Raw genomic sequence first — 22,533 nt, forward strand, 5'->3', positions numbered from 1 at the left:
TCGCTCCCTTTCCGGGGGGCGCGCCGTCCTACGGGGCCGCCGTCCGGCAGCAGTCCGGGTCGAGCCCCGTCGGCAGCCACTCGCCCCCGAAGACCGAGGTGGTGGCCTCGTCGCCGCCCAGGGCGGCCACCGCGAGCAGCAGCGAACCGGCCGTCCAGGAGGTGCGTTCGCGGGGCCAGATCGCGTCGTCGTCGAAGACGTAACCGGTCCAGTACATGCCGTCCTCGGCGCGGAGGTGCTGGATCCACTTGAGGATCTGTACGGCCCGCTCGGACTCCCCCATCGCCCACAGCGCGAGCGCCAGTTCCGCGCTCTCCCCGCCGGTGACCCAGGGGTTGGGCAGCACACAGCGCACGCCCAGACCGGGCACCACGAAGCGCTCCCACTCCGCGTCGATACGCTCCCTGGCCGCCGCACCGCGGACCGCCCCGCCCAGGATCGGGTAGTACCAGTCCATGGAGTAGCGGGCCTTGTCGAGGAACCGCTCGGGGTGGCTGCGTATCGCATGGCCGAGGCTGCCGACCGCCAGTTCCCAGCCGGGCTGCGGCTCCTCGCGCTGTGCGGCCAGGGCGAGCGCACAGCGCAGCGCCTGGTAGACGGAGGACGAGCCGGTCAGCAGCGCGTCGCCCACGGGTGTGCCGTCGTCCTCGCGCTTCCAGCCGATCTCGCCGCCGGGCTGCTGCAGCTCCAGGACGTACTCGATCGCCGAGTGGACCGCGGGCCACATGCGGTCCAGGAAGGTGTCGTCGCCGGTGGAGAGGTAGTGGTGCCAGACGCCGACCGCTATATAGGCGCAGAAGTTGGTCTCCCGGCCGCGGTCGGTGGGCGCCTCGGAGTCACCGTCGGCGTAGGCCGCGTACCAGGACCCGTCCGGGTTCTGATGCCGTACCAGCCAGTCGTACGCCGCCTCGGCACGCTCGTGCTCGCCGGCCGCGTCCAGGGCCATGGCGGCCTCGGTGTGGTCCCACGGGTCGAGGTGGTGACCCCGGAACCAGGGGATCGCGCCGTCCGGCCGCTGGACCGCCAGGATGCCGGCCACCGTGCGGGCCGCCTCTTCGGCGGTGAGCACCCCCGGCAGGACCAGCCGTTCGGTACGCCCGGGACTGGTCACTTGGCGGCCCCGGTGGAGTTCTTGGCGGCGGACTTGGCGGCCGTCTCGGCACCCGCGGTCTTCCTGGCGCCGGACTTGGCGCCGGCCTTGGTGCTCCGGGCGGGCTTACGGCCGGGGGCGGCGGCCTCGGCGGGCTCGCTCTCCGCGGTGGCGGCGGGCTCGGCGGCGGCCGCCTTCGGAAGGTGCGGCTTGGTCGCGTAGACGACGAAGCTCTTGCCGATGACGGGGTTGAGCGCCCGCTCGGCGAGCCGGGTGGCCAGCGGCTTCTTCATGATGTCCCAGACCAGCAGCTTGTGGTACGCCTGCACCGGCAGCGCCTTGTCGTTGTCGACCCCGAAGGCGCACTTGAGCCACCAGTAGGGGCTGTGCAGCCCGTGCGCATGGTGGGTGCCGTACGGCTCCAGTCCGGCTTCCCGCATCTTGCCGAGGAGTTCATCGCCGCGGTAGATGCGGATGTGGCCGCCCTCGACCTCGTGGTAGGCGTCGCTGAGCGCCCAGCAGACCTTCTCGGGGCCGTAGCGCGGGACGGTGACGGCGATCCGGCCGCCGGGGCGCAGCACCCGGACCATCTCGGCGAGCACACCCTTGTCGTCCGGGATGTGCTCCATGACCTCGGAGATGATCACGACGTCGAAACTGTCGTCGGGGAACGGCAGGTTCAGCGCATCGCCTTCCATGGCGGTGGCGGAGGCGCCCGCCGGGGCCTCGCCCGCCTCCTCCATCGCGGCGAACCACTTGGCGACCTCGCGGATCTCCTCGCCGTTCTGGTCGAGGGCGACGACCTGCGCGCCGCGCCGGTAGCACTCGAAGGCATGCCGGCCGGCGCCGCACCCCAGGTCGAGCACGCGGTCGCCCGGGGCGAGCGGGAAGCGGGAAAAGTCGACGGTCAGCACGGCGTTCTGCTTTCGTCCGGCGGTTGGTGGCGGTGTGGCTGCGGAAAGAGGGCGGGGCCGGCCGGGCCGCTAGACGTGCCCGGCGGTGCTCGGCGCGGGCGCGGCGCCGGCGGCCTTGCCGGACGGGGCCCGCAAGGAGGAACGGGCGGCGTCCCGGCCGCCCTGGAGGGCGATGGCCTCGCGGTAGCGCTCGGCGGTGCCGAGGGCGGCCTGGCGCCAGGTGAAGCGGGCCAGCACCCGTTCCCGGCCGGCCGCGCCGAGCCGGCGGCGCAGGGTCTCGTCGCCCAGCAGCCGGAGCAGTCCGCCCGCCAGCGCACCGGGGTCGCCCGGCGGCACCGCGAGGCAGGTCTCGCCGTCCGGCCCGGCGACCTCGGGGATCGCGCCGCCGGTGGTCGCCAGCAACGGGGTTCCGGTGGCCATCGCTTCGGCCGCGGGCAGTGAGAAGCCCTCGTAGAGGGAGGGGACACAGGCGATCTGGGCGCTGCGCACCAGGTCGACGAGTTCGCCGTCGGTGATGCCCTTGACGAATTCGATGGCACCGGACAGCCCGAGCCGTTCGATGGCGGCGGCGACCGGCCCGTCGTCGGCGCGCTTGCCGACGACCACCAGATGCGCGTCGGGGTTCTCGGTGCGCACCTTCGCGAGCGCCTCGACCAGGTGGATCAGGCCCTTGAGCGGCACATCCGCGCTGGAGGTGGTGACGATCCGGCCCGGCACCTCGGCCACCGAGGCATCCGGCGAGAACAGGTCGGTGTCGGCGCCGATAGGGACCACATGGATCCGTGCCGCGGACACCCCGAGGTCGTCGACGATCTCCTGGCGGGAGGAGCCGGAGACGGTCAGCACCGACGGCAGCCGCCGGGCGACGCGCTTCTGCATGCGGGTGAAGCCGTACCAGCGGCGGACGGAGGCGCGGCGCCGCCAGCTGTCGGCGGCCTGGAGGTCGAGCCGGCGGTCGACGGTGATGGGGTGGTGGATGGTGGTGACCAGCGGGGCGCCGAGCGCGCCGGGCCCGCCGAGCAGGCCGTAGCCGAGGGTCTGGTTGTCGTGGACGACATCGAACTGGCCGCGGCGGGCGGCGAGGTGGCGTCGGGCCCGCAGGGAGAAGCTCAGCGGCTCGGGGAAGCCGCCGGTCCACATCGTGCCGACCTCCAGCGCGTCGATCCAGTCGCGGTACTCGCCGCGCTTCGGCGTGCGGAACGGGTCGGGCTGGCGGTAGAGGTCCAGGCTGGGCAGCTCGGTCAGGGTCACCCCGTCGTCGAGGACGGGGTAGGGCTGGGCGCCGATGACCTCGACGGTGTGGCCGAGGCGGGCCAGTTCGCGCGAGAGGTGGCGGACGTAGACGCCCTGGCCGCCGCAGAACGGGTTCCCCTTGTACGTGAGCATCGCGATGCGCAGGGGACGCTCACCGTTCGACGGGGCGGAGGCCGGGAAGGCCTCTGCGGGGCGAAGCGCGGCTGCCTGGACGGCCTCTGCGGTCACGCTCGGCCCCCTTCTCACTGGACTTTCGCCGGAGCGTAACCGCTGGCGGTAATCTAGAACAAGTTTCAGAACTGATTAGCTACTCATCAGTTCAACCAGCTTCGAATCTACCGGCCGAGAACGAGGCGAAAAGAGCCGCACCAGGTGATTCGCGCCACCACCCGCCCCCCTGCCATGCTGTGCCGAGCACACCACCGGCACTCACCGCATCGCGGACGGAATGCCATGGAATGGGAAATATGACTACGGAATCCAAGGCGGCCAGACCGACCCTTCCCGCGAGTCCTCCCCTGACCGAGCGTCAGGAGGCGCGGCGCCGCCGCATCCTGCACACCAGCGCCAAGCTGGCGTCCCGTGGTGGCTTCGACGCCGTGCAGATGCGCGAGGTCGCGGAGTCCTCGGGCGTCGCGCTCGGCACCCTCTACCGCTACTTCCCCTCCAAGGTGCATCTGCTGGTCGCCACCATGCAGGACCAGCTCCAGCACATGCACGAAACGCTGCGCAAGCGCCCCCCGTCGGAGCAGGACCCAGGCGCCCGGGTCGCCCAGACCCTGATGCGGGCCTTCCGCGCACTGCAGCGCGAACCGCATCTCGCGGACGCGATGGTGCGCGCGCTGACCTTCGCCGACCGTTCCGTCAGCCCCGAGGTCGACACCGTCTCCCGGCTGACCACCGCGATCATCCTCGACGCGATGGCCCCGCCCGTCGCCCACCACCACCCTTCGCAGGAGCCGGCGCGCCCCTCCCTCTCGCCCACCCCCGAACAGCTCTCCGCGGTCCGGGTCATCGAGCACACCTGGCACTCGGCACTGATCACCTGGCTGTCGGGACGGGCCTCGATCGCCCAGGTGAAAATAGACATCGAGACGGTGTGCCGGCTGATCGGTCTCACCGCGCCGGGTGCTTCCGGTGGCCCGGGTACACCCGGTGCTTCCGGCGCGCCCGGTGCTTCCGGTGCCCCCGGCGTGCCCGGCGCGGAGCGTTAACCCCGCCCGCCACCTGGGTAGTTGGCCCGTAGGGGGCCTTCCACACCCCTACGGGACCGCCGCCCCCGCCCCTTACGGGACCTCTCCCGTTACGGCCCCTCCCCCTCGCCCCGACCCGGCCCGCTCACTCCTCCGGCGGGAAGACCGCCTCGCCGCTGCCGGCCACGGTCAGGGTGATCGCCTCCACGGGGCACCCCTCGGCCGCCGCCAGCACGCCCTCACCGGCCTCCGTCTCCGGCGCCACCGGGTGCGACTGCCGGGCCGAGTCCAGGCGGAAGCCGTCCGGCGCCGCCGCGGCACACATCCCGGACCCGATGCAGACGCCGCGGTCCACCTCCACCTGCCAGCGGTCCCCCATCAGGCACCGGCCGGCAGGTGAATCATCTTGTGCTCCAGGTAGGCACCGAAGCCCTCGGGCCCGAACTCCCGCCCGATACCGGAGTTCTTGTAGCCGCCGAACGGGCCGAGCATGTCGATGCTGAAGGTGTTCACCGAGTACGTCCCGGTGCGCACCTGCCGCGCGAGGTCGACGCCGTGGTCGACGTCGGCCGTCCACACCGAGCCGGAGAGCCCGTAGTCGGAGTCGTTGGCGATCCGTACCGCCTCGGCCTCGTCGTCGTACGGGAGCAGGCAGATGACCGGGCCGAAGATCTCCTCGCGGGCGATCCGCATGGAGTTGGCGACCTCGCCGAAGAGGGTCGGCTCGACATACCAGCCCGTCGGCTGCCCCTCGGGGCGGCCGCCGCCGGTGAGGACCTCGGCGCCCTCCTTCCGGCCGAGTTCGATGTAGTCCAGCGAGCGCTGCTGCTGGCGGCGGGCGACCAGCGGGCCGAGTTCGGTGGCCGGATCCAGCGGGTCGCCGACGGTGAGCGCGGACGCCGCCGCGGTGAACCGTTCGGCGATCTCGTCGTAGTGGCTGCGCGGGGCGAGGATCCGCGTCTGGGCCACACACGCCTGGCCGTTGATCATCCAGGCGAACGGCACGATGCCGGCCACCGCGGCGTCCAGATCCGCGTCCGGCAGGATCACCGCGGCGGACTTCCCGCCCAGCTCCAGCGTGACCCGGCTGAGGTTCCGGGCCGCGACCTCCATGACCCGCTTGCCCGCCGCCACCGATCCGGTGAACGACACCTTGTCCACGCCGGGGTGCCCGACGAGGTACTCGCTCACCTCGCGGTCCGCCGGGAGGATCGACAGCACGCCCCGCGGCAGCCCGGCCTCGGCCGCGATCTCCGCGAGGAGGTACGCGTCCAACGGGGTCTCCGGCGACACCTTCAGCACCACCGAGCAGCCGGCCAGCAGCGCCGGTGCGAGCTTGGCGGCGGCGGTGAACTGCGGGACGTTCCACGGCACGACGGCCGCGACCACCCCGGCCGGCTCCCGCCGCACCAGCAGCGGCCCCAGCACCCCGGCCCGCCGCTCCTCGAACGGGAAGTCACCGGCCACCGTCAGCGCCGCGTCCCACGCCAGCATCGCGGCCAGCGACTGCACCATGACGCCGGAGGTGACGGGCGTGCCGTTCTCGGAGCTGATGACCTTGGCGATCTCCTCGCTGCGGGCCGCGAAAGCGTCCTTGATACGGGTGACCACCGCGATCCGGTCCGCCAGCGGGGCATTCGCCCACACCCCGGAGTCGAAGGACGTACGCGCCGCGGCCACCGCACGGTCGACATCGGCCCGCGAGGCGTGCGGCACCCGGCCGATGACCTGTTCGGTGTGGGGCGAGACGACCTCGATCACGTCCTGGCCGGCCGGATCGGCCCACTCACCGCCTATGTAGAGCTTTCCGTGCTCGACGAGGTCACTCATCGCTGCCGCCTCCTGCGGGTTGGCCGCCTGTTCGGCGATCCCTGACGGTTTCGGGGGTGCTGGGCGCTCTTCGCGGTTCCTTGAGTTTCGGGAGTTCGTGGGGTTCTTGGGAGTTCTGGAGCCCCTGGGCCTTCTGGAGTCCCTGGGCCTTCTGGAGCTCCTGAGGCTTCTGGAGCTCCAGAGGTTTCCGGGGGTTCTTCCGTTGCCGGATGCCGCGTGCGGGATACCGCACACAGCACGCCGCGTCAGGACTGCCCATCACCCCAGGAACTGATACCAGTTCTAGTTGCAGGAGTCCACGGCGCGAGGCCGAATCCCCACTCCCGCAGCAGCGCTGGTTACTTCGCGAGAGGACGAGGGAGGGTTCACCCGCAGGGCAGTCACGTTGAAACCAGTTCTAGTTATAGTGAGGCCGGGTACCGGGTGTACGGCACACCGAGAGGGGACCGGGATGACGCCGCAGGTGACCGACCACAAGGGCGGGGTGTGGAGCATCGCCGTCCCCATCCCGGACAACCCGCTCGGACACACCCTCGTCCATCTCCTGGAGACCGGCCGCGGACCGGTGCTCATCGACACCGGCTGGGACGACCCGGACTCCTGGACGACACTCGTCGCCGGCATCACCGCCTGCGGCTTCGCGCCCGCCGAGCTCCACGGCGTCCTGATCACCCACCACCACCCCGACCACCACGGCCTGTCGGGCAAGGTGCGGGAGACCTCCGGCGCGTGGATCGCGATGCATGCCGCGGACACCACCGTGGTCCGCCGCACCCGCGAGGCCGAACCGGGCCGGTGGCTCGACCACCTGACCGCCAGGCTCGCGGCGGCGGGCGCGCCCGACGAGCATCTGGCACCGCTGCGGGAGGCCCGCGCGCAGGGCCGCGGCCGGACGTACCCCGGACAGGGAGCCGCCCTGCCCGACCGCGACATCGGCCCCGGTGAACTGCTCGACCTGCCCGGCCGCCGGGTGCGCGCCCTCTGGACACCGGGACACACCCCGGGGCATGTGTGCCTCCACCTGGAGGAGGAGCACCCCTCGGGGCGGGCCGACGGCTTCGGCCGGCTCTTCTCCGGCGACCACCTCCTCCCCGGCATCACCCCGCACATCGGCCTGTACGAGGATCCGAAGGGCACGGAGGACCGGAAGGGCGCGCAGGATCCGAAGGGCGCGCAGGATCCGAAGGGCGCGCAGGAGCCTGAGGGCCCGGAGGGGGCCGGCATCCACGACCCCCTGGGTGACTATCTCGACTCCCTGGAACGCGTCGGCAAGCTCGCCCCCGCCGAGGTGCTGCCCGCCCATCAGCACGCCTTCACCGACGCCACCGGGCGGGTACGCGAGCTCATCGCGCACCACGAGGAACGGCTCCGCCGGCTGCGGGAACTGCTCCGCGAGCCCCGCACCCCCTGGCAGCTCGCCATGGCCATGGAGTGGAACCGTCCCTGGGAACAGCTCCCTTACGCCTCCCGCAATATCGCCGTCTCGGAGGCCGAGGCCCATCTGCGCCGACTGGTGAAACAGGGGCGGGCGGAGCAGGTGCCGGGGTCCGGTCCGGTGCGGTACCAGGCGGTGTGAGGGAGACGGGCTCAGGGGCAGAAGCAGGGTCCGGGTCAGGGCGGAGGCAGGGGCGGACTCAGGGCAGCGGCAGCGGCAGGCTCAGGGGCGCTCCCGGCGCTCCCGGCGCTCCCCGGCGCGGGGCCGGCTCGTACGGGCGAGCGAGTGGTCCGGCGGGCGCCGGTTAAGGTGTGCGGGACAACTTCATCCGTACCCGATCGGGGGAAGCCGGTGGAAATCCGGCGCTGACCCGCAACCGTGAGGACGCCCCGCCCGCACCGTGCCCCCGGCCCGGCGTGGCGGGCCGTACGAGCCGGAGCACCCGACCGGGCACGACCAAGGCTCCCGCCACCGAACCACCCGCCCGTGCGGAAGTCCGGTGCGCGGCACCGTCGAGGTATACGGAGCTGAGCCCGGTGCCACCGCGGCCGATGTGCGCATCGGCGCGCGAGTGGCCGGCCGAGCGCGGCTGCGTAGCATCGCCGCGACCCGACCCGAGAGGCACCGACCCGATGGCCCCCATGGCTTCCATGGCTCAACCGGCCCCTTTGACGCACTCCGCCGCCTTCCTGGCGCGCCGCGCCGCCGCGGCGCTGGCGGCCGTGGCGGTGCTGGGCGCTGCCGCTGCCCCCGCCGCGTACGCCGGCTCCGCTTCCGCCTCCCCCAAGAAGCTGCCCGCCGGGCTGTACGGCACCAAGGACCCGCAGTACGACGGGGTCTGGCGGCAGTCCCTCGCGCTGCTCGCCCAGGACACCGTGGGCATACGCCCCGCGGCGTCCGCCGTGCGGTGGCTGGCCGGACAGCAGTGCGCCGACGGCTCGTTCACCGCCTTCCGGGCCGAGCCGGGCACGCCCTGCGACGCCAAGACCTCGCGGGACACCAATCAGACGGCCGCCGCGGTGCAGGCGCTGGCCGCGCTCGGCGGGCACGGGGAGACCGTGAAGAAGGCCGTGAGCTGGCTGAAATCGGTGCAGAACGACGACGGCGGCTGGAGCTCGATGGCCGGCGCGGCCAGCGACGCCAACTCCACTTCCGTGGTCATCGGCGCGCTCGCCGCCGCCGGTGAGAAGCCGCGGTCCGTGACCTCGAAGAAGGGCGGTAAGACCCCCTACGACGCGCTGCTCACCTTCCGGCTGGGCTGCGAGGCGAAGGCGGACGCGCGCGGTGCGTTCACCTTCCAGCTCAAGGGGGCGGCCCCCAATGCGGACGCCACCGCTGCCGCCGCGACCGGAGCGCTCGGCAAGGGCTTTGTCGTCGAGCCGGCCGGCAAGGGCGCGGACACTCCCGTCAAGCCGCTGGGCTGCAAGGACGGTGACGACGAGAAGACGGGCGGCAGCGATGTGGCAGCGGCGGCCCAGGGCGGTGCCGGCTACCTCGTCGCCCAGCTCGACAAGAACGGGCAGCATCTGCTCTCCGCGATGCCGGGCGCGAAGGAGCAGCCCGATGTCGGCAACACCGCCGACGCCGTGGTGGCGCTGGCGGCCGGCGCGCACCCCACCGCCGCCGCGAAGCCGCTGAAGTGGCTGGAGAAGAACGCGGCGTCCTGGGCCAAGCAGAACGGCCCCGCCGCGTATGCCCAGTTGGTGCTGGCCGCGCACGCCACCGGCACCGATCCGCGCTCCTTCGGCGGCACCGATCTGGTGGCCTCGCTCAACGCCACCGGCCCCGAGCCGGCCGCCGGGGCGACGAAGGACGGCAAGGACAGCAAGGACGCCGACGGCTCCAAGGGCGGCGGTTTCGGCCTGGTGTGGATCATCGGCATCGGCCTCGCCATCGGTGCCGGCATCGGCTTCCTGCTGAGCAGCCGTAAGAAGACCCAGCTCTGATGCGGCGGCCTCGTCCCCTGCGGCGGTCCCGTCCGATGCGGCGTACCAGGATCGCCGGAGCGGCGCTGCTGGCCGGTGCGGTCACCGGCCTGGCCGCCGGGCCCGCCCAGGCGCAGGAGTACCGCTACTGGTCCTTCTGGCAGGGCAAGGGCAGCTCCTGGGCGTATGCCACCGAAGGGCCGGCCACGCTGCGGCCGGCCGACGGCGCGGTGGAGGGCTTCCGCTTCGCCGTCAGCGCCGATTCGGCCGCGGCCGGAAAGCCCCGTACGGCCGCGGGCTTCGACGCGATCTGCCACGGCACCCCCGCGAAGGACGGCCGCAAGCGGGTCGGCATCGTCATCGACTTCGGCACCGCGGCGGATGCGCCCGGCGGGGAGCGGCCGCCGAAGCCCCGGACCGAGTGCGCCCAGGTGGCACGGGACGCCTCGGCGGGCGAGGCGCTGGCGGCGGTCGCCCGGCCGCTGCGCTATGACTCCCGCGCCTTGCTGTGCGCCATCGCCGGCTATCCGGAGGCGGGGTGCGCGGAACAAGTGGAGGGCGCGAAGGAGGGCGCGAAGGAGCCCGCGTCGCCCACCGCGCCGTCTTCGGGCGCGGCGGCGGACGGGAGTGACGTGGGCAGCGGCGGTGACGCGAGCGGTGCGGGCGACGGCGGCCCGTCGGCCGGGCTGGTCGGCGGGGTCGCGGCCGTCGTCGTACTGGGCGCGGCGGCGGTGTGGCAGGCGCGCCGCCGACGCGGATGAGCGCCCCGCAGGCGACCCGCACCACCGCGCTGCACGCCGGCGCCTGGTGGCTGTGGGCGCTCGGACTGGCCACCGCGGCCTCCCGCACCACGAATCCGCTGCTGCTGGGGCTGCTGGTGGGGGTGGCCGGCTATGTCGTCGCGGCCCGCCGCACCAACGCGCCCTGGGCCCGTTCGTACGGGGCGTTCGTCAAGCTCGGGCTGGTCGTGATCGCCGTCCGGCTGGTCTTCGCCTTCGTCCTCGGCTCGCCGATCCCCGGTACGCACACGCTGGTCACGCTGCCCGAAGTGCCGCTGCCCCACTGGGCGAAGGGCGTCCGGATCGGCGGCCGGGTCACCGCCGAAGGCATGGTCTTCGCGCTGTACGACGGGCTGAAACTGGCCACTCTCCTCATCTGCGTGGGCGCCGCCAATGCGCTGGCCAACCCTGCCCGGCTGCTGAAGTCGCTGCCAGGCGCGCTCTACGAGGCGGGCGTCGCGGTCGTCGTCGCGATGACCTTCGCACCGAACCTGGTCGCCGATGTTCAGCGGCTGCGGGCCGCGCGCCGGCTGCGCGGCCGCCCGGACCGGGGTGTCACGGCGCTGCTCCAGGTCGGACTGCCGGTCCTGGAGGGCGCGCTGGAGCGCTCGGTGGCGCTGGCCGCGGCCATGGACGCGCGCGGCTACGGCCGTAGCGCCGAAGTGCCACCCGCGGTACGGCACCTCACCTCCGTCCTCACGCTCGGCGGGCTGCTCGGCATCTGCGCCGGGACGTACGGGCTGCTGGGCGACGCCGGCGGCGGCTACGGGCTGCCGCTGCTGCTGGCCGGGCTGGCGGCGGCGCTCGCCGGGCTGTGGCTCGGCGGCCGGCGGTCGGTGCGCAGCCGCTACCGGCCCGACCGGTGGGGCGCCCGCGCCTGGCTGGTCGCGGGCTCCGGTATCGCCGTCGCCGCCCTGATGATCTGGGCGAACGACTACGCGGCCACCGCCCTCCACCCGCCCGCGGTCCCGCTCACCGCCCCCGTCCTCCCGCTCTGGCCGGCCGCCTCCGTTCTCCTGGGGCTGCTGCCCGCGTTCGTCGCCCCGCTCCCGCCGGGCACGGGCCGGGCGGACCGGACGGAACGGGCGGACCGAACCGGCAGGGCGGACCGGCCGGACCGAACCGACGGGACGGACCGGGCGGACCGAACCGACGGGACGAGCAGCGCAAGCAAGGCAAGCGGGGCAGCCGGGGCCGCGTCCCGTGGCCGTGCCCCCGATGGCGATCCGCACACGAAGGAGCCCACCCAGTGATCCGGTTCGAGCAGGTCTCGGTCACCTACGGGGACGCCGCGGCGCCCGCCGTCCAGGGCATCGACCTGACCGTCCCCGAGGGCGAACTCTGTCTCCTGGTCGGCCCTTCCGGCGTCGGCAAGTCCACCGTCCTGAACGCCGTGTGCGGCCTCGTCCCGCACTTCACCGGCGGCACCCTGCGCGGCCGGGTCAGCGTCGACGGACGGGACACCCGTACCCATAAACCGCGTGAACTGGCCGATGTGGTCGGCACCGTGGGCCAGGACCCGCGGGCGCACTTCGTCACCGACACCGTCGAGGACGAACTCGCCTACGGGATGGAGTCGCTGGGCCTCGCGCCCGACGTGATGCGCCGCCGTGTCGAGGAGACCCTGGATCTGCTGGGCCTGGCCGAACTGCGCGACCGCGCCCTCACCACCCTCTCGGGCGGCCAGCTGCAGCGGGTGGCGATCGGCTCGGTCCTCACCACCCACCCCAAGGTCCTGGTCCTTGACGAACCGACGTCGGCACTCGACCCCGCCGCCGCCGAAGAGGTCCTTGCCGTCCTCCAGCGCCTGGTCCACGACCTCGGCACCACGGTCCTGCTCGCCGAACACCGCCTGGAGCGGGTGGTCCAGTACGCCGACCAGGTCATCCTGCTCCCGTCCCCCGGCGCGCCCCCGGTCATCGGCACCCCCGCCGACATCATGGCCGTCTCCCCCGTCCACCCCCCGGTGGTGGCTCTGGGCCGCCTGGCCCGCTGGTCGCCGCTCCCGCTGTCCGTACGTGACGCCCGCCGGAAGGCCGCACCCCTGCGCGAGCGGCTGGCGGGAGTCAGGCCGCCGGCGCGGGAGACGGGTACGGGTACGGGCGGGGGCACGGGTACGGGCGCGGGCCTGGGGGCCACGCCGGCCTCCGCGGGCTCCCCCGCCGGTGCCGCCGCGGTCGTCCGTGGGCTCAGTGTCCGCCGGGGGCGGACCGAGGCGCTGCACGACGTGGACCTGACCGTGCGGGGCGGCGAGATGCTGGCCTTGATGGGGCGGAACGGCGCGGGGAAGTCCACCCTGCTCGCCACCCTCGTCGGTATGCACGCACCGTTCTCCGGGACGGTGCGGGTCGGTGGCGTCACCCCGCACCGCACCAGCCCGCGGGCCCTCCTGCGGCATGCCGGCCTCGTCCCGCAGGAGCCTCGCGACCTCCTGTACGCCGACACCGTCGCGGCCGAGTGCACCGCGGCCGACCAGGACGCGGACGCCGCCCCCGGCAGCTGCCGGGCCCTGGTCACCCGGCTGCTGCCGGACGTCCCCGACTCCGTCCACCCCCGCGATCTGTCCGAGGGCCAGCGCCTCGCCCTGGCCCTGGCCATCGTGCTGACCGCCCGGCCTCCGCTGCTCCTCCTCGACGAGCCCACCCGTGGCCTGGACTACGCCGCCAAGGCCCGTCTGATCGAGGTGCTGCGGGCACTGGCCGCCGAGGGCCACGCCCTCGTCCTGGCCACCCATGACGTGGAACTCGCCGCCGAACTGGCCCACCGGGTCGTCCTCCTGGCCGACGGTGAGATCGTCGCCGACGGTCCCACCGATGAGGTCGTGGTCTCCTCTCCCTCCTTCGCACCGCAGGTCGCCAAGGTGCTCTCCCCGCTGCCCTGGCTGACCGTTCCCCAGGTGGCACACGCCCTGGAGACCGCCACGTGAGCGCATGCCCTGGAGAGCGCCACGTGAGCACACGCCCTGGAGACCGCCACGTGAGCCCACGCCCTGGAGGCCCCGCATGAGCGCACACCCGCACCTGCCGGAGGGCGACGAGCCGCGCACCGGGCCCGGCCGCCAGGCCCGTGCCGTACGGCTCGGCCCCCGCTCCGTCGCCGCGCTGGTCCTCGTCTCGGCCATCGGCGTGATGGCCTTCGGATGGCCGCTGCTCGCCGACTCCGCCTCCGGGCTCGCCCATTCCCGGGACGCGCCCTGGCTGTTCGCCGCGTTGCTGCCGATGCTGCTCGCCGTGGTCGTGGCGACCATCGCCGACACCGGCCTGGACGCCAAGGCCATCGCGATGCTCGGCGTCCTGGCCGCGGCCGGGGCCGCGATGCGCCCGCTGGGCGCGGGGACGGCCGGTATCGAGCCGATGTTCTTTCTGATGGTGCTGTCGGGGCGGGTGCTCGGCCCCGGCTTCGGGTTCGTGCTGGGGTCGGTGGCGATGTTCGCGTCCGCGCTGCTGACCGGCGGTGTCGGCCCGTGGATGCCGTTCCAGATGCTGTCGATGGGGTGGGTGTCGATGGGCGCCGGCCTGCTGCCGGGGGCCATGGGGGACCCCCCTGCTCGAGCGAAGCCGAGAGCTTGGGGGAGGCTGCGCGGCCGCCGTGAACTGGCCGTGCTCGCCGCCTACGGAGCCGTCTCCGCCCTCCTCTACGGCCTGGTCATGAACCTTCAGGGCTGGCCCTACATCGGCGGCATGGCCTCGGGGGTCTCCTTCGTCCCCGGAGACCCGCTCGACCAGAACCTCGCCCGCTACCTCGCCTACTGCCTCGCCACGTCCCTCGGCTGGGACGTCCCCCGGGCCCTGGTCACCGTGCTCCTCACCTGCACGCTGGGCGGCACCGTCCTCAAGGCCCTGCGCCGCGCCACCCGCCGCGCAGCCTTCGACGTCCCCGTCTCCTTCCCTTCCGAGCCCGCAGGCGGGAAACAGCCCTAGGGGTGTCTCCCCCTGAGCGGTTACGGCGAAGTCAGGTGCTGCATCCATTCGCTTAGAGTGGCCGCTATGAGGGATCGTCCCGGACCTCGGACTGTGTCGCCAGTGCTGCTGGGTGGGGGTGGCGACTTGGGTGACTGGCTGCCCGTCACCGCGGGCGAGTCGGATGCCGCCGTCTTCCGCAGCGCGGACGGCACCCGGTACGCCAAGTGTGTAGTGGCAGCGGACGCAGCCGATCTGAAGGCTGAGCGTGACCGGGTCGCATGGCTGAGCGACCAGGGTGTCCCGGGGCCACGAGTGCTTGACTGGCACTGCGGTGATGCGGGTGCCTGCCTTGTGACCGGTGCCGTCTCCGGCATACCCGCCGACCAAGTGTCCCCTGCGGACCTGCGAGCCTCCTGGGAACGCATCGCGGATGCGGTTCGCAGGCTGCACGAGGTGCCCGTACAGCAGTGCCCGTTCCGCCGGGACTTGGACAAGATGGTCGCCGTGGCGCGCGACGTGGTGACCCGTGGCGCGGTGAACCCGGAGTTCCTCCCTGTCGAGCAGCAGCACACGCCGGCCTCGGAGCTGCTGGCCCGCCTCGTCCCTCAGGTCGCGCGGCGACAGGGCCAGGAGGCCGCCGACACGGTCGTCTGCCACGGAGACCTGTGCCTGCCCAACATCGTCCTCGACCCGCAGACCCTGGACGTGTCGGGTTTCATCGATCTGGGACGCCTTGGGCTGGCCGACCGCTACGCCGACCTGGCGCTCCTGCTCACCAACGCGCGGGAGACATGGCCGGATGAGGAGGGGGCGCGGGCTGCGGACGCGGCGTTCGCCGAGAGGTACGGCATTGCCATCGACCAGGACCGCCTGCGCTTCTACCTCCATCTCGACCCGCTCACCTGGGGCTGAGCGGCGTCCGGTGCCGTGCATGGCAAGGCGGAGGATCGTCCCCGTACTGGGTGTACGGGGATGGTCCGACAACGCGGCGAGGTGCGGTGCCTGGGGGCACCTCCCAGCGTTAGCTGGGGGAGCGTCGCAGGCCCACGGAGATCGGGGAGACGCCCCCTAAAGCCGCTGGATGATCGTCCCCGTAGCCAGTGCCCCGCCCGCGCACATGGTGATCAGGGCGAACTCCTTGTCCCGGCGTTCGAGTTCGTGGAGTGCGGTGGTGAGGAGCCGCGCGCCGGTGGCGCCGACCGGGTGGCCCAGGGCGATCGCGCCGCCGTTCACGTTCACCTTCCCCAGGTCCTGCTCGAAAACCTGCGCCCAGGAGAGCACCACGGAGGCGAAGGCTTCGTTGATCTCGACGAGGTCGATGTCCCTGAGGGACATCCCGGCCTTGCCGAGCACGGCACGGGTGGCGTCGATGGGGCCGTCCAGATGGAAGTGCGGATCGGAGCCGACCAGCGCCTGGGCCACGATGCGGGCCCGCGGCTTGAGCTTGAGGGCGCGTGCCATGCGCTTGGAGGCCCACATCACCGCGGCGGCGCCGTCGGAGATCTGCGAGGAGTTGCCCGCCGTGTGGACGGCGGTCGGCATCACGGGCTTGAGGCCGCCCAGGGCCTCCAGGCTGGTGTCGCGCAGCCCCTCGTCGCGGTCGACCAGCCGCCACATGCCCTGGCCCGCGGCCTGTTCGTCCTCGGTGGTGGGGACCTGGACGGCGAACGTCTCCCGTTTGAAGCGTTCCTCGGCCCAGGCCGCGGCCGCCCGCTCCTGGGAGCGCAGGCCGAGCGAGTCGACGTCCCCGCGGGTCAGCCCCCGCTTGCGGGCGATGCGTTCGGCCGCCTCGAACTGGTTGGGCAGATCGACGTTCCACTCGTCGGGCCAGGGCTTGCCGGGACCGTGCTTGGAGCCGCTGCCCAGCGGCACCCGGGACATAGCCTCGACGCCGCAGCCGATGCCGATGTCGATGACGCCGGCCGCGATCATGTTGGCGACCATGTGGTTGGCCTGCTGGGAGGAGCCGCACTGGCAGTCCACCGTGGTCGCGGCGGTCTCGTACGGGAGGCCCATCGCCAGCCAGGCGTTGCGTGCCGGGTTCATGGACTGTTCACCGGCGTGGGTGACGGTGCCGCCGACGATCTGTTCGACGCAGTCGGGCTGGATGCCCGTACGGGCGAGGAGTTCGCGGTAGGTCTCGCCCAGGAGATAGGCGGGGTGGAGGTTGGCGAGCGCGCCTTGGCGCTTGCCGATCGGGGTGCGTACTGCTTCGACGATGACGGGTTCCGCGGCCATGACTGACTCGTCCTCTCCTCGCGTCCGCGGGGCGTCCCGGCACCCACGGAAAGAAGAACTAGTACGCGTTCTAGTTCTGCCACAGTCTTATGAGCCACCCCCCGGGGCGCAAGGGGCATGCAACGCTGTTGTCCGGAAAGGGAGTCGCCACGGCCCTTGCCAGTTGCGGAACTCGTCACTACCTTCACCGCGACCCATATCTGACGCTCCGTCAGACATCGATACACCGGACGCCGGCCGCCGGATGGACCAGGAGTCGCCGATGCCATGCCCCGCGTTGCCCGAAGGGTTCGACTTCACCGACCCCGACGTCTACCAGTCCCGCGTTCCGCTCCCGGAGTTCGCGCAGTTGCGGCAGACCGCACCCGTGTGGTGGAACGCCCAGCCGCACGGCATCGCCGGCTTCGGTGACGACGGCTATTGGGTGGTCACCCGTCACCAGGACGTCAAAGAGGTGTCCACCAAGCCGGAGCTCTTCTCCGCGAACCTCAACACCTCGATCATCCGCTTCCAGGCGTCCATGACCCGCGACCAGATCGACGTCCAGAAGCTGATCATGCTGAACATGGACCCGCCCGAGCACACCCGGGTCCGCCAGATCGTCCAGCGCGGTTTCACCCCGCGCGCCATCCGCGCCCTGGAGGACGCCTTGCGCGAGCGGGCGGCGCGTATCGTCGCCGAGGCGCGCCGGAAGGGCTCCGGTGACTTCGTCACCGATATCGCGTGTGAACTGCCCCTCCAGGCCATCGCGGAACTCATCGGCATCCCCCAGGGCGACCGGGCCCGGATCTTCGACTGGTCGAACAAGATGATCGCGTACGACGATCCCGAACTGGCCATCACCGAAGAGGTCGGCGTCAACGCGGCCATGGAGCTGATCTCGTACGCCATGAACCTCGCCGCGGCGCGCAAGGAGTGCCCGGCCAAGGACATCGTCAGCCGGCTGGTCGCGGCGGAGCACGAAGGGAATCTCGGCTCGGACGAATTCGGCTTCTTCGTGCTGCTGCTGGCGGTGGCCGGCAACGAGACGACGCGCAATGCCATCACCCATGGGATGCACGCCTTCCTCACCCATCCCGACCAGTGGGAGCTCTACAAGCGCGAGCGCCCCGGGACGACGGCCGAGGAGATCGTGCGGTGGGCGACGCCAGTGGTCTCCTTCCAGCGCACCGCCACCCAGGACACCGAACTGGGCGGGGCGAAGATCAAGAGGGGCCAGCGGGTGGGGATCTTCTACTCCTCCGCCAACCACGACCCGGAGGTCTTCGACCACCCCGAGGCCTTCGACATCACCCGCGACCCCAATCCCCACCTGGGGTTCGGCGGCGGCGGGCCGCACTTCTGCCTCGGCAAGTCCCTTGCGGTCCTGGAGATCAACCTGATCTTCAACGCCCTTGCCGACGCCATGCCCGACATCAGCCTGGCAGGCGACCCGCGCCGGCTCCGCTCGGCCTGGATCAACGGGGTCAAGGAGCTTCAGGTTCACTACGGCTGAGCTGACGGGTGCAACGGACGACGGGCGCAACGGCCGGTGGCGGGCAGCCAACGGCCGGCGGCGAGCGGCGAAAGCCGGACCGGCGGTATGTCCGAAAACGGTTCCGCCCTCAACCTTGCCAGCCGCCATGGGCAGACTTACATTCAACTCGCCAGTAACAATTGGCAGTTCATCCTTTTCGCGCACCGCTCGACACCGCGCACCCCGAGCCGCACGACGTCCCCCATGGATGCCCAGACCGGCTCCCCACGCGACTCCAGCACCACCCGCACCTCGCGCACCCGCACCCCCACACGTTCGACAGTGCGCTCCACCGCTCTCCGAAGGGGACATACCATCATGAAGGACGCACACGGCAGACCTGTCACGGGACGCATCAGCTGGCGGAAGTTCGCCGTGCTGTCCGTTCCGGCCCTCGCCGGCACCGCCGCCCTGGGCATCGCCCTGGCCAACGGGGCGCTGGCGGCATCATTCGCCGTCTCGGGGCAGCAGTTCAAGGTCTCCGCCGACAGCCTCGCGGGCGAGGGGTTCGCCCAGTACGGCGGTGTGGACGCGAACGCCAGGGGAGATCTCCTGCCGGTCGCCGTCACCGCCATCAAGTCGGCCCGGATGAACCACCTGTGCCAGTCGGTCGTCACCCACCTGCCGGTCATCGGCGATATCTCGCTCAACCTCAGCGCCGGTACGGGCGGCAAGCCCGTCGAGGCGACCAATCTCTTCGTGGACGCCACCCAGCTCTCCGGCAATGCGACCTTCCACCAGATCGAGATCGGCCGGGACGCCTCCACCCTCGACAAGGGGCCGGACAGCGCCCAGGGCATGCAGGACCTCTTCGCCCAGCAGGCCGATGACATCAACATCAGCAGCCTCCGGCAGACCGCGTGGGCCACCAACGCGGGGACCTTCAAGCTGTCCGGCCTCAATATGAAGATCTCCAAGGGCAAGAAGGAATGCTTCTGACCTGGCGGCGCTGGCGGAGGGGGCGGCCCTTCTGGGGCGGCCTGGCGGCCGTCCTCGCCGGCGCCGAGATCTGCGCCATCCCGCTGGCACCGCTGAAGATCATGCTGCAGCAGGGCATCGCGGGTATCCCGTCGGTGCTGATGGGGCTGGTGATGATCGTGATGGGGCTCTCGGCGTGGTTCGCGCCGCACTACCGCGGCCTCGCGGGTGTGCTCACCGTGCTGTGCGCGGCGGCCGCGCTGGTGATGTCCAACCTCGGCGGCTTTCTGATCGGCACCATCATCGGGATTCTCGGCGGCTCGATGATCTTTGCCTGGCAGCCGGTCACCCCGACGGAACCCGCAACCGCCGCCGACACCGCCATGGCCGCCACCACCGCAACCGCCGTTGCTCCCACGGCCGTTGCCGAGTCCGGGGCCGTTTCCGAACCCGGGACCGTTTCCGAACTCGGGACTGTTGCCGAACCCCGGACCGTTGCCGAACCCGGGGCCCTTGCCGAGCCCGGCGGCAGCGCGCCCGCCCCCAGCGAACCGTAAGCCCGCCGCCCCCGTCGGCGTCCGCCCGTAAGCGCACCCCCGTACGCACATCCCCATGCCTTGCCCGCGTACGGAACCGGAGCGCTGCCTCGCACCACCCGTCGCACCGCCCCCTCCGGCACCCATCCGCATCCCCCCGGCACCCCACCCCTCGAAGGAGACCCACGATGACCATGACGCAGCCTGCCCGGCACACACCCCGTCAGCGCGCCTTACTCACCGCCGGTACCGGGGTCGTCGCGGCCCTCGGTCTGTCGCTCGCCATGACGGGCTCGGCGGCGGCACAGCCCGCCGCCGCACCGTCCGCCCTGGCAGCGTCCACGACCGTGAGTCCCGCGGGCCACGGTTTCACCGCCGCGCTCAGCGGCAAGGCCACCTTCAAGGCAGGTTCGGTGACCGTCACCTGTACGGTCTCTTCCTCCAGCGGACAGGTTCCGGCCGCGCCCGGCAACCACAACCCGGCCGGCCCGGTCAGCAGCTCCATCACTCCGGCCACCTACAGCTCCTGCTCGACGAGCATGCCGGGTGTCAGCGCGAGCGTCACCACCGGCGGCACCTGGGGCGTGGCCATGCAGAACGGGGCGCCGGTGACCGCCGGACTGACCATCCCCGTCGGCGGTTTCGTCCTCAAGACCAGCGGCCTGGCGTCCTGCACGGTGGCCGCGGCCCCCGCCTCGGCGGCAACGGTGAACGGCACCTGGACCAACGGCGCGCCCTCCACCCTCGGTTTCACCAACGCGCAGGTGCCGGTGAAGGTGACGGGCGGTTTCGGCTGCCCGACCAGCGCCACCACCTCGACCTTCAACGCCACCTACAAGGTGGCCGACACCACCGATCCCGCCTCGCAGATCACCGTCACGGGCTGAGCGACCGACCGGCCGGCCGGCGGTCGGCCGGCCGACCGCCCCGTTCCCGGGTGGGCCGCCGTCCGCTCAGCGGACGACCAGGCCGACGGCCGCCACGGTGAGCAGCGCCACCACCGCCACCGTGCCGCTCAGGAATGCGGTGAGAAGCCGTCGCCGCAGGGCCCGGTAGACGCCTTCGTACTCGGTCCGCAGGGCGGCGCTGCGGACCGCGATGCGCTCCAGGTACGCCCGGGAGGTGTCGCGCTGGTCCTGGCAATAGCTCCGTTCCACCTCCCGCCGCTGGGAATCGGTGAGCCAGGGCAGGCCGTCGCAGAAGGCCCGCGCACGGCTGCGCGCACGGTCCTTCTCCGCCTCCCGGAGCAGGAATCCCTCGATCTCGTTGATGGCCCGGTCCTGATCGAGTGGCATGTCCTCACGCCTCCGTGTGCCCTCGTTCATATGCGTGCTCCGATTCCGGCGACGGGCGCTTTACCGGTATCGGTCAGGGCACCGGCCTCCTGGGCGATCTCCGGGTGGTGCAGGTCGAACGCCGGGGATTCGGAGCGAATGCGCGGCAGGGTACGGAAGTTGTGCCGCGGCGGCGGGCAGGACGTCGCCCACTCCAGCGAGCGGCCATAGCCCCACGGGTCGTCGGCCTCGACCTTCTCGCCGTACTTCGCCGTCTTCCAGACGTTGTAGAAGAACGGCAGCAAGGAGAGCCCGAGGAGGAAGGAGAAGATGCTGGAGACGGTGTTCAGGGCGGTGAATCCGTCCGCGGCGAGATAGTCGGGGATACGCCGCACCATGCCCTCGGCGCCCAGCCAGTGCTGGACGAGGAAGGTGCCGTGGAAGCCCACGAACAGCGTCCAGAAGGTGATCTTGCCCAGCCGCTCGTCCAGCATCTTGCCGGTGAACTTCGGCCACCAGAAGTGGAAGCCGGCGAACATCGCGAAGACGACCGTGCCGAACACCACGTAGTGGAAGTGCGCCACCACGAAGTACGAGTCCGAGACGTGGAAGTCCATCGGCGGCGACGCCAGGATGACACCGGTCAGACCACCGAAGGTGAAGGTGATCAGGAAGCCGATCGTCCACAGCATCGGCGTCTCGAAGGACAGCGAGCCCTTCCACATCGTGCCGATCCAGTTGAAGAACTTCACACCGGTCGGCACCGCGATCAGGAACGTCATGAACGAGAAGAACGGCAACAGCACACCGCCCGTCACATACATGTGGTGCGCCCACACCGTGACCGACAGACCGGCAATCGACACCGTCGCCGCAATCAGACCCATGTAACCGAACATCGGCTTCCGGGAGAACACCGGAATGACCTCGGAAATGATCCCGAAGAACGGCAAGGCGATGATGTACACCTCTGGATGGCCGAAGAACCAGAAGAGGTGCTGCCAGAGCAATGCGCCGCCATTTGCGGCATCGAAGACATGCGCCCCGAATTTACGGTCCGCCTCCAGCGCGAACAGCGCCGCCGCCAGCACCGGGAAGGCCAGCAGGACCAGCACACCGGTCAGCAGCACATTCCAGGTGAAGATCGGCATCCGGAACATCGTCATGCCGGGAGCCCGCATGCAGATGATCGTCGTGATGAAGTTGACCGAACCGAGGATCGTGCCGAAGCCCGAGAAGGCCAGACCCATGATCCACATATCGCCGCCGATACCGGGGGAATGCACGGCGTCGGAGAGCGGCGCATACGCGAACCAGCCGAAGTCCGCCGCCCCTTGAGGCGTCAGAAATCCCCCCACCGCGATCAGCGAACCGAAGAGATAGAGCCAGTACGCGAACATGTTCAGCCGGGGAAAGGCGACATCGGGCGCGCCGATCTGCAGCGGCATGATCCAGTTCGCGAAGCCGGCGAACAGCGGCGTCGCGAACATCAGCAGCATGACCGTGCCGTGCATCGTGAACGCCTGGTTGAACTGCTCGTTCGACAGGAGCTGGTGGCCGGGACGGGCGAGCTCGGCGCGCATCAGCAGCGCCATCACTCCGCCGACGCAGAAGAACGCGAAGGCGGTGACCAGGTACAGCGTGCCGATCGTCTTGTGGTCGGTGGTCGTCAGCCACTTCACGGGGGATCTCATGCCCCGTAGGTGTCCGCAGCCGCAGCGGACGTCAC

At 71.6% G+C, this 22,533-nt stretch carries 20 protein-coding genes and 1 riboswitch; of the genes, 12 read left to right on the forward strand and 8 right to left on the reverse strand.

Annotation, left to right across the window (positions count from 1 at the left end; genetic code table 11):
• Positions 1 to 28: 28 nt before the first annotated feature.
• The 3 genes from CFW40_RS09855 to CFW40_RS09865 form a co-directional block, all read right to left on the reverse strand.
• On the reverse strand, positions 29 to 1,111 hold the full coding sequence (locus CFW40_RS09855; RefSeq protein WP_088797434.1) for a prenyltransferase/squalene oxidase repeat-containing protein: 1,083 nt from the start codon (positions 1,109 to 1,111) through the stop codon (positions 29 to 31).
• On the reverse strand, positions 1,108 to 2,004 hold the full coding sequence (locus CFW40_RS09860; RefSeq protein ID WP_088797435.1) for a class I SAM-dependent methyltransferase: 897 nt from the start codon (positions 2,002 to 2,004) through the stop codon (positions 1,108 to 1,110). Before CFW40_RS09860 ends, CFW40_RS09855 begins: the two co-directional genes overlap by 4 nt.
• A 69-nt stretch (positions 2,005 to 2,073) precedes the next feature.
• Complete coding sequence (locus CFW40_RS09865; protein ID WP_088797436.1) at positions 2,074 to 3,486, reverse strand: glycosyltransferase family 4 protein; 1,413 nt, start codon at positions 3,484 to 3,486, stop codon at positions 2,074 to 2,076.
• A gap of 239 nt (positions 3,487 to 3,725) precedes the next feature.
• Between CFW40_RS09865 and CFW40_RS09870 the strand changes: the two genes are divergently transcribed.
• The gene (locus CFW40_RS09870; RefSeq protein WP_256331532.1) at positions 3,726 to 4,472 is read left to right on the forward strand and encodes a TetR family transcriptional regulator; all 747 of its coding nucleotides are present in this window, start codon (positions 3,726 to 3,728) and stop codon (positions 4,470 to 4,472) included.
• Between the two features lie 124 nt (positions 4,473 to 4,596).
• Here CFW40_RS09870 and CFW40_RS09875 read toward each other — a convergent pair whose 3' ends face one another.
• Both CFW40_RS09875 and CFW40_RS09880 read right to left on the reverse strand, forming a co-directional pair.
• Complete coding sequence (locus CFW40_RS09875) at positions 4,597 to 4,830, reverse strand: ferredoxin (RefSeq protein ID WP_088797437.1); 234 nt, start codon at positions 4,828 to 4,830, stop codon at positions 4,597 to 4,599.
• Positions 4,830 to 6,281: an aldehyde dehydrogenase gene (locus CFW40_RS09880; protein WP_088797438.1), complete on the reverse strand. Its 1,452-nt coding sequence runs from the start codon at positions 6,279 to 6,281 to the stop codon at positions 4,830 to 4,832. The genes CFW40_RS09875 and CFW40_RS09880 overlap by 1 nt, the downstream gene beginning before the upstream one ends.
• Before the next feature lie 451 nt (positions 6,282 to 6,732).
• Between CFW40_RS09880 and CFW40_RS09885 the strand changes: the two genes are divergently transcribed.
• From CFW40_RS09885 to CFW40_RS09915, 7 genes are all read left to right on the forward strand, one after another.
• Positions 6,733 to 7,857, forward strand: a complete 1,125-nt coding sequence (locus CFW40_RS09885) for an MBL fold metallo-hydrolase (RefSeq protein ID WP_088797439.1) — start codon at positions 6,733 to 6,735, stop codon at positions 7,855 to 7,857.
• Between the two features lie 200 nt (positions 7,858 to 8,057).
• Positions 8,058 to 8,160: riboswitch (cobalamin riboswitch) on the forward strand.
• Positions 8,161 to 8,348: 188 nt separating this feature from the next.
• Positions 8,349 to 9,662 carry a prenyltransferase/squalene oxidase repeat-containing protein gene (locus tag CFW40_RS09890; protein WP_088797440.1) on the forward strand — a complete coding sequence of 438 codons (1,314 nt, stop codon included), beginning with the start codon at positions 8,349 to 8,351 and terminating at the stop codon, positions 9,660 to 9,662.
• A gap of 35 nt (positions 9,663 to 9,697) precedes the next feature.
• A complete protein-coding gene (locus CFW40_RS09895) occupies positions 9,698 to 10,402 on the forward strand; it encodes an SCO2322 family protein (protein ID WP_088797441.1) in 705 nt (234 codons plus the stop codon).
• Positions 10,399 to 11,673 (forward strand): energy-coupling factor transporter transmembrane protein EcfT, encoded by a 1,275-nt coding sequence (locus tag CFW40_RS09900; RefSeq protein ID WP_256331530.1) that lies wholly within the window; start codon positions 10,399 to 10,401, stop codon positions 11,671 to 11,673. Before CFW40_RS09895 ends, CFW40_RS09900 begins: the two co-directional genes overlap by 4 nt.
• Positions 11,670 to 13,346, forward strand: a complete 1,677-nt coding sequence (locus tag CFW40_RS09905) for an ABC transporter ATP-binding protein (RefSeq protein WP_088797443.1) — start codon at positions 11,670 to 11,672, stop codon at positions 13,344 to 13,346. The genes CFW40_RS09900 and CFW40_RS09905 overlap by 4 nt, the downstream gene beginning before the upstream one ends.
• A gap of 76 nt (positions 13,347 to 13,422) precedes the next feature.
• The gene (locus tag CFW40_RS09910; RefSeq protein WP_176960230.1) at positions 13,423 to 14,340 is read left to right on the forward strand and encodes an ECF transporter S component; all 918 of its coding nucleotides are present in this window, start codon (positions 13,423 to 13,425) and stop codon (positions 14,338 to 14,340) included.
• Positions 14,341 to 14,406: 66 nt separating this feature from the next.
• Positions 14,407 to 15,234 carry an APH(3'') family aminoglycoside O-phosphotransferase gene (locus CFW40_RS09915; RefSeq protein WP_088797444.1) on the forward strand — a complete coding sequence of 276 codons (828 nt, stop codon included), beginning with the start codon at positions 14,407 to 14,409 and terminating at the stop codon, positions 15,232 to 15,234.
• A 156-nt stretch (positions 15,235 to 15,390) separates the two neighbouring features.
• Here the strand turns inward: CFW40_RS09915 and CFW40_RS09920 are convergent, their stop codons facing one another.
• The gene (locus CFW40_RS09920) at positions 15,391 to 16,560 is read right to left on the reverse strand and encodes a steroid 3-ketoacyl-CoA thiolase (RefSeq protein ID WP_088797445.1); all 1,170 of its coding nucleotides are present in this window, start codon (positions 16,558 to 16,560) and stop codon (positions 15,391 to 15,393) included.
• Between the two features lie 262 nt (positions 16,561 to 16,822).
• Between CFW40_RS09920 and CFW40_RS09925 the strand changes: the two genes are divergently transcribed.
• The 4 genes from CFW40_RS09925 (at position 16,823) to CFW40_RS09940 (ending at position 20,417) form a co-directional block, all read left to right on the forward strand.
• Positions 16,823 to 18,055, forward strand: coding sequence for a cytochrome P450 (locus CFW40_RS09925; protein ID WP_088797446.1), 1,233 nt, complete (start codon positions 16,823 to 16,825; stop codon positions 18,053 to 18,055).
• A gap of 339 nt (positions 18,056 to 18,394) precedes the next feature.
• Positions 18,395 to 19,015, forward strand: a complete 621-nt coding sequence (locus CFW40_RS09930; protein ID WP_088797447.1) for a DUF6230 family protein — start codon at positions 18,395 to 18,397, stop codon at positions 19,013 to 19,015.
• The gene (locus CFW40_RS37955) at positions 19,006 to 19,551 is read left to right on the forward strand and encodes a DUF6114 domain-containing protein (protein ID WP_256331529.1); all 546 of its coding nucleotides are present in this window, start codon (positions 19,006 to 19,008) and stop codon (positions 19,549 to 19,551) included. The genes CFW40_RS09930 and CFW40_RS37955 overlap by 10 nt, the downstream gene beginning before the upstream one ends.
• A gap of 167 nt (positions 19,552 to 19,718) precedes the next feature.
• Positions 19,719 to 20,417 carry a hypothetical protein gene (locus CFW40_RS09940; protein WP_088797448.1) on the forward strand — a complete coding sequence of 233 codons (699 nt, stop codon included), beginning with the start codon at positions 19,719 to 19,721 and terminating at the stop codon, positions 20,415 to 20,417.
• Positions 20,418 to 20,483: 66 nt separating this feature from the next.
• On the opposite strand, the gene CFW40_RS09945 is transcribed toward CFW40_RS09940, so the two are convergent.
• The gene (locus CFW40_RS09945; protein WP_088797449.1) at positions 20,484 to 20,825 is read right to left on the reverse strand and encodes a hypothetical protein; all 342 of its coding nucleotides are present in this window, start codon (positions 20,823 to 20,825) and stop codon (positions 20,484 to 20,486) included.
• A gap of 26 nt (positions 20,826 to 20,851) precedes the next feature.
• Complete coding sequence (gene ctaD, locus CFW40_RS09950; protein WP_088797450.1) at positions 20,852 to 22,498, reverse strand: cytochrome c oxidase subunit I; 1,647 nt, start codon at positions 22,496 to 22,498, stop codon at positions 20,852 to 20,854.
• Positions 22,499 to 22,533: the final 35 nt, after the last annotated feature.

It is taken from the genome of Streptomyces sp. 2114.4 (genome assembly GCF_900187385.1).
GTDB classification, from domain to species: Bacteria; Actinomycetota; Actinomycetes; order Streptomycetales; family Streptomycetaceae; genus Streptomyces; species Streptomyces mooreae.

What these genes read in the sequence shown, in the direction of transcription:
- CFW40_RS09870 (WP_256331532.1), top strand. Translation starts at nt 3,726, where the DNA reads ATGACTACGGAATCCAAGGCGGCCAGACCGACCCTTCCCGCGAGTCCT.
- CFW40_RS09875 (WP_088797437.1), bottom strand. Translation starts at nt 4,830, where the DNA reads ATGGGGGACCGCTGGCAGGTGGAGGTGGACCGCGGCGTCTGCATCGGG.
- CFW40_RS09880 (WP_088797438.1), bottom strand. Translation starts at nt 6,281, where the DNA reads ATGAGTGACCTCGTCGAGCACGGAAAGCTCTACATAGGCGGTGAGTGG.
- CFW40_RS09885 (WP_088797439.1), top strand. Translation starts at nt 6,733, where the DNA reads ATGACGCCGCAGGTGACCGACCACAAGGGCGGGGTGTGGAGCATCGCC.
- CFW40_RS09890 (WP_088797440.1), top strand. Translation starts at nt 8,349, where the DNA reads ATGGCCCCCATGGCTTCCATGGCTCAACCGGCCCCTTTGACGCACTCC.
- CFW40_RS09895 (WP_088797441.1), top strand. Translation starts at nt 9,698, where the DNA reads ATGCGGCGTACCAGGATCGCCGGAGCGGCGCTGCTGGCCGGTGCGGTC.
- CFW40_RS09900 (WP_256331530.1), top strand. Translation starts at nt 10,399, where the DNA reads ATGAGCGCCCCGCAGGCGACCCGCACCACCGCGCTGCACGCCGGCGCC.
- CFW40_RS09910 (WP_176960230.1), top strand. Translation starts at nt 13,423, where the DNA reads ATGAGCGCACACCCGCACCTGCCGGAGGGCGACGAGCCGCGCACCGGG.
- CFW40_RS09915 (WP_088797444.1), top strand. Translation starts at nt 14,407, where the DNA reads ATGAGGGATCGTCCCGGACCTCGGACTGTGTCGCCAGTGCTGCTGGGT.
- CFW40_RS09920 (WP_088797445.1), bottom strand. Translation starts at nt 16,560, where the DNA reads ATGGCCGCGGAACCCGTCATCGTCGAAGCAGTACGCACCCCGATCGGC.
- CFW40_RS09925 (WP_088797446.1), top strand. Translation starts at nt 16,823, where the DNA reads ATGCCATGCCCCGCGTTGCCCGAAGGGTTCGACTTCACCGACCCCGAC.
- CFW40_RS09930 (WP_088797447.1), top strand. Translation starts at nt 18,395, where the DNA reads ATGAAGGACGCACACGGCAGACCTGTCACGGGACGCATCAGCTGGCGG.
- CFW40_RS37955 (WP_256331529.1), top strand. Translation starts at nt 19,006, where the DNA reads ATGCTTCTGACCTGGCGGCGCTGGCGGAGGGGGCGGCCCTTCTGGGGC.
- CFW40_RS09940 (WP_088797448.1), top strand. Translation starts at nt 19,719, where the DNA reads ATGACCATGACGCAGCCTGCCCGGCACACACCCCGTCAGCGCGCCTTA.
- CFW40_RS09945 (WP_088797449.1), bottom strand. Translation starts at nt 20,825, where the DNA reads ATGCCACTCGATCAGGACCGGGCCATCAACGAGATCGAGGGATTCCTG.
- ctaD (WP_088797450.1), bottom strand. Translation starts at nt 22,498, where the DNA reads ATGAGATCCCCCGTGAAGTGGCTGACGACCACCGACCACAAGACGATC.